The sequence below is a fragment of the Paracoccus sp. (in: a-proteobacteria) genome, assembly GCF_030538755.1.
Classification (GTDB): domain Bacteria; phylum Pseudomonadota; class Alphaproteobacteria; order Rhodobacterales; family Rhodobacteraceae; genus Paracoccus.
Genome location: NZ_JAUNTJ010000041.1, coordinates 1 through 9,644, shown reverse-complemented (window position 1 = coordinate 9,644; position 9,644 = coordinate 1). Strand labels below are relative to the sequence as shown.

Annotated in this window: 8 protein-coding genes and 1 pseudogene; 3 read left to right on the top strand and 6 right to left on the bottom strand. The window is 65.2% G+C overall.

Annotation, left to right across the window (positions count from 1 at the left end):
• A pseudogene (locus Q4G14_RS14850) lies at nt 1–337 on the bottom strand (adenylyltransferase); the annotation flags it as partial.
• 190 nt (nt 338–527) lie between these two features.
• On the opposite strand from Q4G14_RS14850, the gene Q4G14_RS14845 reads away from it, so the two are divergent.
• Together Q4G14_RS14845 and Q4G14_RS14840 are read left to right on the top strand one after the other, a co-directional pair.
• On the top strand, nt 528–1,070 hold the full coding sequence (locus tag Q4G14_RS14845) for a hypothetical protein (protein WP_303362542.1): 543 nt from the start codon (nt 528–530) through the stop codon (nt 1,068–1,070).
• A gap of 130 nt (nt 1,071–1,200) precedes the next feature.
• Nucleotides 1,201–3,015 (top strand): M3 family oligoendopeptidase, encoded by a 1,815-nt coding sequence (locus Q4G14_RS14840; RefSeq protein WP_303362541.1) that lies wholly within the window; start codon nt 1,201–1,203, stop codon nt 3,013–3,015.
• An 82-nt stretch (nt 3,016–3,097) separates the two neighbouring features.
• Here Q4G14_RS14840 and Q4G14_RS14835 read toward each other — a convergent pair whose 3' ends face one another.
• The 4 genes from Q4G14_RS14835 to Q4G14_RS14820 all read right to left on the bottom strand — a co-directional run bounded on the left by Q4G14_RS14835 (nt 3,098) and on the right by Q4G14_RS14820 (nt 7,434).
• Complete coding sequence (locus tag Q4G14_RS14835) at nt 3,098–5,362, bottom strand: adenosylcobalamin-dependent ribonucleoside-diphosphate reductase (RefSeq protein WP_303362540.1); 2,265 nt, start codon at nt 5,360–5,362, stop codon at nt 3,098–3,100.
• A gap of 107 nt (nt 5,363–5,469) precedes the next feature.
• Entirely contained in the window at nt 5,470–6,306 is an 837-nt protein-coding gene (locus Q4G14_RS14830; protein ID WP_303362539.1) for a 1-acyl-sn-glycerol-3-phosphate acyltransferase, read from the bottom strand.
• Nucleotides 6,303–7,088 carry a GNAT family N-acyltransferase gene (locus Q4G14_RS14825; protein ID WP_303362538.1) on the bottom strand — a complete coding sequence of 262 codons (786 nt, stop codon included), beginning with the start codon at nt 7,086–7,088 and terminating at the stop codon, nt 6,303–6,305. The genes Q4G14_RS14830 and Q4G14_RS14825 overlap by 4 nt, the downstream gene beginning before the upstream one ends.
• 163 nt (nt 7,089–7,251) lie before the next feature.
• Nucleotides 7,252–7,434 (bottom strand): DUF3553 domain-containing protein, encoded by a 183-nt coding sequence (locus Q4G14_RS14820; protein ID WP_303362537.1) that lies wholly within the window; start codon nt 7,432–7,434, stop codon nt 7,252–7,254.
• 30 nt (nt 7,435–7,464) lie between these two features.
• Between Q4G14_RS14820 and Q4G14_RS14815 the strand changes: the two genes are divergently transcribed.
• Nucleotides 7,465–8,094 carry a histidine phosphotransferase family protein gene (locus Q4G14_RS14815; protein WP_303362536.1) on the top strand — a complete coding sequence of 210 codons (630 nt, stop codon included), beginning with the start codon at nt 7,465–7,467 and terminating at the stop codon, nt 8,092–8,094.
• Between the two features lie 85 nt (nt 8,095–8,179).
• Here the strand turns inward: Q4G14_RS14815 and Q4G14_RS14810 are convergent, their stop codons facing one another.
• The gene (locus Q4G14_RS14810; protein ID WP_303362535.1) at nt 8,180–9,445 is read right to left on the bottom strand and encodes a glutamate-5-semialdehyde dehydrogenase; all 1,266 of its coding nucleotides are present in this window, start codon (nt 9,443–9,445) and stop codon (nt 8,180–8,182) included.
• Between the last annotated feature and the right edge of the window lie 199 nt (nt 9,446–9,644).

Here is a 9,644-nt window from a genome sequence, read left to right as displayed (position 1 = left end):
GGATCGCCAGAATGACGCCTTCCTGATCGCGCAGGGCGATGTCGGTGCCCGGTTCAACCTCGCCCGCGAATTTTTCCGACACATCCAGCGTGATCGGCATCGGCCACAGCGCGCCCGAGGTCAGGCGCATGTCATTGACGACGCCGTTGTAATCCGCCTCGGACAGAAAGCCGGTCAGCGGCTGAAAGCCACCGTTCATCAGCAGTTCCAGATCGCAGATCTGGCGCGGGGTCAGATCCCACGACGGCATGTTGCCCGCTTCATCCTTCAGCGCGGCGGCGGCTTCTGCGGACACATACAGTTCCGGGATCGGGGTGTGATTTTTCGCTTCGGTCATTGCTTTTCTGGATTTTGGGGGGTGCGGCTTGTCTGGCCGCCGGAATGAGCCGCGCATAGCCTCCCTTGCGCCAAAACACAACTCTAACGCCCCGAACACACCGAAAAAGCGCGATGTTTTCGCGGCGGCAGGCCGGTGGCGGAACAAAACCCCGCCAAAACCGTTGGGTCACGAACAATCAGGAGGAACCATGACTCAGATGACGCCCGAAGAAAAACGCGCCCTCAGCCAGGACGAACAGGAATTGTCGCAGGCGGCGCGTCAGCCCAATCTGGCCAGCCTGAGTGATGGCGATCTGACCGACCTGATCCGCCGCCTGCGTGACCGCCGCGACCGTGCGCGCGACATCGCCAGCCGTCAGCGGCGCGAGGCGCGCGGCAAGGCAGACCCGCGTGGCGACAGCCCGGCCCGTGACAATGCGGGCACCAAGACCAAGCATGATTACCTGTCGGCGGCCCTTCGCCGCGCCGGTGCCGAACAGAAAAAGCGCCGCGATGGCGCGGGTTCGGGCAAGGATCAGGCCGCGCTGGCCCGCAAGGCGGCCGACCTCAAGGCCGCAGCCGAGGAACGCGACAGCATGAAAGAGGACGGCGGCCCCCTGCATCCCCGCGACCCGGATGCCGACAAGGGCATGAAGAACATGGCTGAAACGGCGCGGATCAAATATCCGTCCGGTGCCTTTGAACATGCGGGCGAAAAGCCTGCGCGGGAACGTTCGGGCCACCGCGCCTGATCCCGCCCCCGACAATCCGCCAGCCCCGCGCCCTGCCCGGCGCGGGGCTTTTGCGTGGCGGGTCGCGACCAAGGCTTGCACACAGCGCCCTGACGCACCAGATTCCCCGCAACGACTGACAGGAGATTTCATGCACCCGACCCCGGTTTTCGATGCGAATGACAATGGCGCCGCCCCTCAGCTGGGTGATCTGCCGGTCTGGGATCTGAGCGATCTTTACCCCGCACCCGACGCCCCCGAACTGACCGCCGATCTGGACCGGCTGCACGATCTGGTCGCCGCGTTTGCCGCCGATTATCAGGGCAAGCTGGCCGATCTGGATGCCGCAGCCATGCAGCAATGCATTCAGCGATACGAGGAAATCAGCAACCTTGGCGGGCGGATCATGTCCTATGCCGGGCTGCGTCATGCCCAGAACACCGCCGATCCGGCCCGCGCCAAGCAGTTGGGCGACCTTCAGGCCCGCGTGACCGAGGACACGACGCCGCTGGTGTTCTTCAGCCTCGAATTCAACCGTATTCCCGACGACCGCTATCAGGCGGTTTTCGCGGACGCACAGGTGGCGCGATACAAGCCGGTGTTCGACCGGATGCGCGCCATGCGCCCGCATCAATTGTCGGACGAGCTGGAACAGTTCCTGCACGACAATTCCGTGGTGGGCGCGGCGGCGTGGAACCGGCTGTTCGACGAAACCATGACCGCGCTGGAGTTCGACGTCAACGGCCAGACCCTTGGGCTGGAGGCGACGCTGAACCTGCTGACCGACCATGACCGTTCCCGGCGCGAGGCCGGGGCGCGCGCGCTGGCGGCGGTCTTTGGCCGCAATCAGACCCTGTTCGCGCGCATCCACAACACGCTGGCCAAGGAAAAGGCGATCGAGGACAAATGGCGCAAGATGCCGACCCCTCAGCATGGCCGCCACCTGTCCAATGACGTGGAACCCGAGGTGGTCGAGGCCCTGCGCGCCGCCGTGGTGGCCGCCTATCCGCGCCTGTCGCATCGCTATTACGCGCTAAAGGCCAAATGGCTGGGGCTGGACAAGTTGCAGGTCTGGGATCGCAACGCCCCGCTGCCGACCGAAACCCCGCGCCTGATCGGCTGGGACGAGGCGCGGCAGATCGTGCTGGACGCCTATGCGGGCTTTGACCCGGAACTGGCCGATCTGGCCGCGCCGTTCTTTGACAAGGGCTGGATCGACGCGGGCGTGACGCAGGGCAAATCGCCGGGTGCCTTTGCCCATCCGACCGTGACCGATGTGCATCCCTATGTTCTGCTGAACTATCTGGGCAAGCCGCGCGACGTGATGACGCTGGCGCATGAACTGGGCCACGGCGTTCATCAGCGGCTGGCGGCGGCGCAGGGCGAATTGCTGGCCGACACCCCGCTGACGCTGGCCGAAACCGCATCGGTCTTTGGCGAGATGCTGACCTTCCGCGCGCTGCTGGACAAAACCAGCGACCCCGTGCAGCGCAAGACCCTGCTGGCCGGCAAGGTCGAGGACATGATTAACACGGTCGTGCGCCAGATCGCGTTTTACGATTTCGAATCCAAACTGCACGCCGCCCGCGCGCAGGGCGAACTGACGCCCGAGGACATCAACGCCCTGTGGATGTCGGTGCAGGCCGAATCGCTTGGCCCGGTGTTCGAATTCATGCCGGGATATGAAACCTTCTGGTCCTATATCCCGCATTTCGTGCATTCGCCCTTTTACGTTTACGCCTATGCCTTTGGCGACGGGCTGGTGAACGCGCTTTATGCCGCCTACGAGGCCGCGCCGGACGGGTTCCAGCAAAAATACTTCGACCTGCTGCGCGCAGGCGGGTCGAAACACCATTCCGACCTGCTGGCCCCCTTTGGGCTGGACGCCAGCGACCCGGCGTTCTGGGACAAGGGGCTGTCGATGATCGAAGGCTTCATCGACGAGCTTGAGGCGCTGGAAGGTTAACGCAGCACCCGCGCCAGCCCCCTGATCGCGGGGCTGGCGGTATCTGTCAGAACGGCAGCGCGGGCCGAAACCCCACCCCGGCCTAGCCGCATTTGCTGTGGCCGCAGCTTGGGCAGGTCATGCAGCCCTCGATCATGCGCATTCCGTATTGACCGCAGCTTGGGCAGGCGGGGCCGCGCGGGGGCTGGCCCACGGCCATGACTTCGGCCTTGGGGTCGGATTTCAGCCCCGCCCCCTCGCCCGCCAGAAAGCCGATGGCGATCATGTGGCGTTCAATCACGCCACCGATGGCCGCAAGGATCGAGGGCACATAGCGCCCCTGCATCCACGCACCGCCGCGCGGATCAAAGACGGCTTTCAGCTCTTCAACCACGAAAGACACATCGCCGCCGCGCCGGAACACCGCCGACACCATCCGGGTCAGGGCCACGGTCCAGGCGAAATGCTCCATGTTCTTTGAATTGATGAACACCTCGAACGGGCGGCGCTGGTCGCCCTGAATGATGTCGTTGACGGTGATATAGATCGCATGTTCCGACCCCGGCCATTTCAGCTTGTAGGTCGCGCCCTCCAGCGCGGCGGGGCGATCCAGCGGTTCGGTCAGATAGACGACATCGGCGCCCTTGTCGGCCTGCGGCGCGGCATCCGCCGTTTCGCTGACCGACAGCACCGAACCCGTCACCTCGTTCGGGCGATAGGTGGTGCAGCCCTTGCAGCCCAGATCCCATGCGGCCAGATACACGCCCTTGAAATCGTCAAAGGAAATATCCTCGGGGCAGTTGATGGTCTTGCTGATCGAACTGTCCACCCATTCCTGCGCCGCCGCCTGCATGGCAACGTGATCCAGCGGAGCAAGTGTCTGGGCATTGACGAAATAATCCGGCAGCCGCGCATCGCCATGCAGATCGCGCCACATCTGCACGGCGTAATCGACGACCTCTTCTTCCGTGCGCGAGCCATCCTTTTGCAGCACCTTGCGGGTGTAGGCATAGGCAAAGACCGGCTCGATCCCGGATGACACATTGCCGGCATACAGGCTGATGGTGCCGGTGGGGGCGATGCTGGTCAGCAGAGCGTTGCGGATGCCATGCTGCGCGATGGCTGTGCGCACCTCGTCATCCATGCGCTGCATAAAGCCGGATGCCAGATATTCATCGGCATCGAACAGCGGAAAGGCCCCCTTTTCGGCGGCCAGACCGGCACTGGCCAGATAGGCAGCGCGCGCAATCGCGCGCATCCAGTCGCGCGTCTGCGCCACCGCATCCAGCGCACCATAGCGCAGCCCCAGCATCAGCAGCGCATCGGCCAGCCCGGTCACGCCCAGACCGATGCGGCGTTTCGCCTGCGCCTCGGCCGCCTGTTGCGGCAGCGGAAAGCGGCTGGCATCGACCACGTTATCCATCATGCGGATCGCGGTGCGCACCAGATCATCCAGCGCCGCGCCATCCAGCCGCGCCTGCGGCGTGAACGGGTCCGTCACCAGCCGCGCCAGGTTCACCGACCCCAGCAGACAGGCCCCATAGGGCGGCAGGGGCTGTTCGCCGCAGGGGTTCGTCGCCGCAATGGTTTCGGCATAATGCAGGTTATTGGCCGCGTTGATCCGGTCGATAAAGATCACGCCGGGTTCGGCATAATCATAGGTGGCACGCATGATCCTGTTCCACAGATCGCGCGCCTGAACGGTGTGATAGATCTTGCCGCCGAAAACCAGATCCCACGGCCCGTCACCCTGCACCGCCTGCATAAAGGCATCCGTCACCAGCACCGACAGGTTGAACATGCGCAGCCGGGCGCTGTCCTGTTTGGCGGCGATAAAGGCTTCGATGTCGGGGTGATCGCAGCGCATGGTCGCCATCATCGCCCCCCGGCGCGAACCGGCCGACATGATCGTGCGGCACATCGCATCCCACACATCCATAAAGGACAAGGGACCAGAGGCATCGGCGGCCACGCCCCGCACCTCGGCCCCGCGCGGGCGGATGGTGCTGAAGTCATAGCCGATGCCCCCGCCCTGCTGCATGGTCAGCGCCGCCTCGCGCAGCATGTCGAAAATGCCGCCCATGTCATCGGGGATGGTGCCCATCACGAAACAGTTGAACAGCGTCACCGACCGGCCCGTGCCCGCACCCGCCAGAATGCGCCCGGCGGGCAGGAACTTGAAATCCTCAAGCGCGGCGTAAAAGCGTGGCTCCCACGCATCGGGGTCGGCTTCGACGCTGGCCAGATCGCGGGCGACGCGACGCCAGCTATCTTCGACCGACAGGTCGATGGGCGTGCCGTCCGCATCGCGCAGGCGGTATTTCATATCCCAGATTTGTTCGGCGATGGGGGCGGCAAAGCGGCTCATACAGGGTCTCGCAGGCTGTGAGGTTGGGGGGATATTAGCAGCAAGCGCGGTCGCAACGACAGCCAGATTGCGCCGACAAGGATAACGCCGCCCCTGTTGGGGGCACCCTACCCTTGCAGCGGCGCGGCAACTGCCGCCTGTGCCGCTGCGGCCAGCGTCTTGCGGTCATGCCCGGCCACCGGCATCGGAGGGTGCAGAATCACCGTGACCCGCCCCTGACGCGGCGCGGCCAGCACGGTCAGCAGATGCGGGCCAAGGTCCATATCCGCCCACCAGCCGTAAAAGCGCGGATCGGCACCGGGCGGGGCCTGATACACCGCCGTCATCGGCTGAATCGCCAGACCTGCCGGCAAGGCCGGGTCCAGAAAGCCCTGAAACAGCGTCGGCTTAAAGGGCAGCACCCGGCGCCCATCGGTCGAGGTGCCCTCGGGGAAGAACAACAGCCGGTGCCCGGCGCGGGTGCGGGCCGCGAACTCATCGGCCTGCGCACGGGCCAGTTTCGGGTCGCGGGTCACGAAATGGGTGTTGGTGACGGCGGTCAGGATATTGATGCCGGGCCAGCCCGCCACCTCGGCCTTGCTGACAAAGAACACCGGCTGGGCGGCGTTCATCACCAGAATATCCAGCCAGCTTGAATGATTGGCCACCACCGCCCCGGCCCCGCGCATCGGCACGCCCTGCCGCGACCAGCCGATGCCGATGCAAGCCAGAACGGCGCGGCAGACGCCCTGCACCCATGGCCCGGTGACAGGGCGGCGCGGCCCGGCGATCAGCCATTCCACCGCGCGCAGGGGCAGAATCAGAATGACTCCGACCAGCAGCACCAGCACCGCCGGAACGCCGCGCCGGACCACCCGCCACCAGCCGCGCAGCCCCTGCGGGCCGGGCAGCGTGGGCGGATCGGCGCCGCGCCATGTGGCGGACCCGCGTCCGGGATCGGTCATTGGTTCTGCTGCCAGCGGGTCTGATAGAACTGGCGGTGCTTGTCGGACATCGCCTTTGTGTCCATCAGCAGGAATACATCGGTGGTGTTAAAGGCGCGGTCGATGAACGCCCCCTCGCCCACCATGCCGCCAAGGCGCAGATACGCCTTAATCAGCGCGGGCATCCCCAGCATCGCCTCGCGCCGGTTCAGCCGGTCGGGCGGGATCAGGTCCATCGGCTGAAACCCCTCGGGGCGGGCGCGCGGGCGCAGGTCGGCGGGGGCAAGGTGGTGATGGTGCAGCCACGCCAGCGACGGGGCCAGCATCGTGGCATCGGTGCCGTGAAAGCTGGCGACGCCGAACAGGATCTCGATTCCGTTATCCAGCACATAATCGGCCAGCGCGTTCCACAGCAAAAACATGCCGGACCCGCCGCGAAAGGCCGGATCGACGCAGGACCGGCCCAGCTCCAGCACGGTGCGGCCCGATTCGCGCAGCGGCGTCAGGTCATATTCGCCATCGCAATAAAACCGCCCAAAGGCCGCCGCCCGCGACCCCGGCAGCAGGCGATAAACACCGACGACATGATCCAGATCCTGGGCGCTGCGGCGGGTGTCGATCAGGCAGAGGTGATCCACCACGGGATCGAATTCGTCCCGTTCGAGCCGGGCGTCGTGATCGACCAGATCGCCGTCGCCGCCCAGTTCCTCGACAAACACGCGATAGCGCAGCCGCTGCGCGGCCATAAGATCGCGTTCACTGGTGGCGAGACGAATTTCGAAATAGCCGGGATCGTGCTTCATGCGGCCAAAGCGGACCTTTTGCTGCTTATGGCCCGCATGTCTAGGCGGGCGCAGGCCGTATTGCAACCGCGCTTGATCTGTCGAGAAATTTATTTGCACATTGTGCATTAACGGCATTGCAATTCAAGGCCGATACAGGGATGAGTTGCGGCATGAGCAAAGATCACAACCCTGTGTCGAACCTGACCACCGTCAGAACCACCCGCCGCCCGTCGATGACCCGCTTTCCGGCATCGGCGAAGTTCACCGTGATTCTGTCGCCGATACGCGACTGCACCTGCCCCTCGCCCCATTCGGGCGCGCCGGGGTGGCGGACGATCATGCCGGGTTCAAGGGTTTCGTTCATGGCAACCTCTTTCCTGAAGGGTAAGTCAGCATGAGTGGCGCAGCAAGCAAGATCGCGGCGGTTCATTTGTCGGCAATGGTCGGGTCACGGCTGTGCCACGATCTGGTCTCGCCGCTGGGGGCCATCGGTAACGGTTTGGAATTGCTGCAAATGTCGGGCGAGTTTTCCGGCATCGGCAAAAGCCCCGAGGTGCAGTTGATCGCCGAATCCGTCGATGCGGCGCGGGCGCGCATTCAGGCCTTTCGCATGGCCTTTGGCGCCGCCCCCGCCGATCAGCGGGTCAGCCAGCCCGATCTGGCACGGGTGCTGGACGGCATGTCCAAACAGGGCCGCGTCCGCATCACGCTGGAGGCCGAGGGCGACCTGCCCCGGATCGAGGGGCGGATGATTCTGCTGGCCATCATGTGCTTTGAAACGGCGATGCCATGGGGCGGCCGCGTTCTTGCAGTTCGTGCAGGTCAGCGGTGGCGGCTGATGGCCGAGGCCAACCGGATGAAGCCTGACAATGCGCTGTGGTCATGGCTGGGCGGCGACGCTGTGGGGCAGACCCTGCCCGCCCCCTCTGAGGTGCAGTTTCCGCTGCTGGCGGAATGCGCGCGCGAGGCACAGCGCCCGCTGACATGGGAACTGGATGAAAAAGGCGGCGAGATTTCTTTTTGAACCGCCGCAAGGGGGGCTGTCTGCCCCCCATCCGTCCCTGAGGGGACGGATTCCCCCGAGGATATTTTCAAACGAAAGACGCGCCTTAGGGTCGGATCGTGCCGTCGCCGGTGACGATGTATTTAAAGCTGGTCAGTTGTTCCGCCCCGACCGGGCCGCGGGCGTGCAGCTTGCCCGTGGCGATGCCGATTTCCGCGCCCATGCCGAATTCGCCGCCGTCCGCGAACTGGGTCGAGGCGTTGCGCATCAGGATCGCGCTGTCCAGCCCGGCGAAAAAGCGGGCGGCGGTGGCGTCGTTTTCGGTGAGGATCGCTTCGGTGTGATTGCTGCCGTAGCGGCGGATATGTTCGATCGCGCCCTCGACCCCATCGACCAGCCTGGCGGCGATGATCTTGTCGAGAAACTCGCGTCCGAAGTCGTCGGGCTGGGCCGGGGTGGTGCCGGAAATCGTCGCCAGATCGCCATCGGCGCGGACCTGAACGCCGGCGTCCAGCAGGTCGCGGATCAGCGCATCGCCGTGGCGGTCGTAAAAGGCGCGGTCGATCAGCAGGCATTCGGCAGAGCCGCAGATCCCGGTGCGGCGGGTTTTGGCGTTCACCACCACGCGCCGGGCCTTGTCCAGATCAGCATCGGCGTCGGCATAGACGTGGCAGATGCCTTCGAGATGGGCGAACACCGGCACCCGCGCCTGATCCTGCACCAGCCCGACCAGCCCCTTGCCGCCGCGCGGGATGATGACGTCGATCAGCCCCTGCGCCGTCAGCATCGCGCTGACCGCCGCACGGTCGCGGGTCGGCACAAGCTGGATCGCCGTTTCCGGCAGGTCGGCAGCGCGCAGCCCCTCGACCATGGCGGCATGGATCGCGGCGCTGGAGTGCAGGCTTTCCGAGCCGCCGCGTAAAATCACCGCATTGCCGGATTTCAGCGCCAGTGCGCCAGCGTCGGCGGTGACATTGGGGCGGCTTTCATAGATCACGCCGATCACCCCGATGGGGGTGCGCACCCGCTGAATATGCAGGCCGTTGGGGCGGTCCCACTCGGCGCTTATCTGACCGACCGGATCGGGCTGATCGGCCACCGCGCGCAGGCCCGATTCGATGTCACGGACGCGCGCCTGATCCAGCTTCAGCCGGTCGAGCATCGATTCGGACAGCCCCTTTTCGCGGGCAAATTCCATATCGCGGGCATTCGCGGCCAGAATGTCAGGGATGTTGTCAACCAGCACATCGGCAGCGGTGTTCAGCGCCGCCTGTTTCGCGGCGGGGCTGGCCTGACGCAGGGTTACGGCGGCCTCTTGCGCGGCGCGGCCCATGCGCGCGATCAGCGCGGTTGCCTCGTCCTGTTGGTTCATTGCAGTCATCCTTGATCTGACGCCCGGTCTTTGCATCCCTTTGGTGCGGGCCTTGTCCTGGCGGGTTTACATCAGGAACAGGGGGGCCGGAAGGCCATCCGTTTTATCGCGGCTGGCTGGCGCATCATCATGAATGGGGGGGATGAAATGGCGCGGTTGACGGGGCTCGAACCCGCGACCCCCGGCGTGACAGGCCGGT

Bases quoted from the DNA above. Each gene is read 5' to 3' on its own strand.
- Q4G14_RS14845 (WP_303362542.1), top strand. From the start codon at position 528: ATGACTCAGATGACGCCCGAAGAAAAACGCGCCCTCAGCCAGGACGAA.
- Q4G14_RS14840 (WP_303362541.1), top strand. From the start codon at position 1,201: ATGCACCCGACCCCGGTTTTCGATGCGAATGACAATGGCGCCGCCCCT.
- Q4G14_RS14835 (WP_303362540.1), bottom strand. From the start codon at position 5,362: ATGAGCCGCTTTGCCGCCCCCATCGCCGAACAAATCTGGGATATGAAA.
- Q4G14_RS14830 (WP_303362539.1), bottom strand. From the start codon at position 6,306: ATGACCGATCCCGGACGCGGGTCCGCCACATGGCGCGGCGCCGATCCG.
- Q4G14_RS14825 (WP_303362538.1), bottom strand. From the start codon at position 7,088: ATGAAGCACGATCCCGGCTATTTCGAAATTCGTCTCGCCACCAGTGAA.
- Q4G14_RS14820 (WP_303362537.1), bottom strand. From the start codon at position 7,434: ATGAACGAAACCCTTGAACCCGGCATGATCGTCCGCCACCCCGGCGCG.
- Q4G14_RS14815 (WP_303362536.1), top strand. From the start codon at position 7,465: ATGAGTGGCGCAGCAAGCAAGATCGCGGCGGTTCATTTGTCGGCAATG.
- Q4G14_RS14810 (WP_303362535.1), bottom strand. From the start codon at position 9,445: ATGAACCAACAGGACGAGGCAACCGCGCTGATCGCGCGCATGGGCCGC.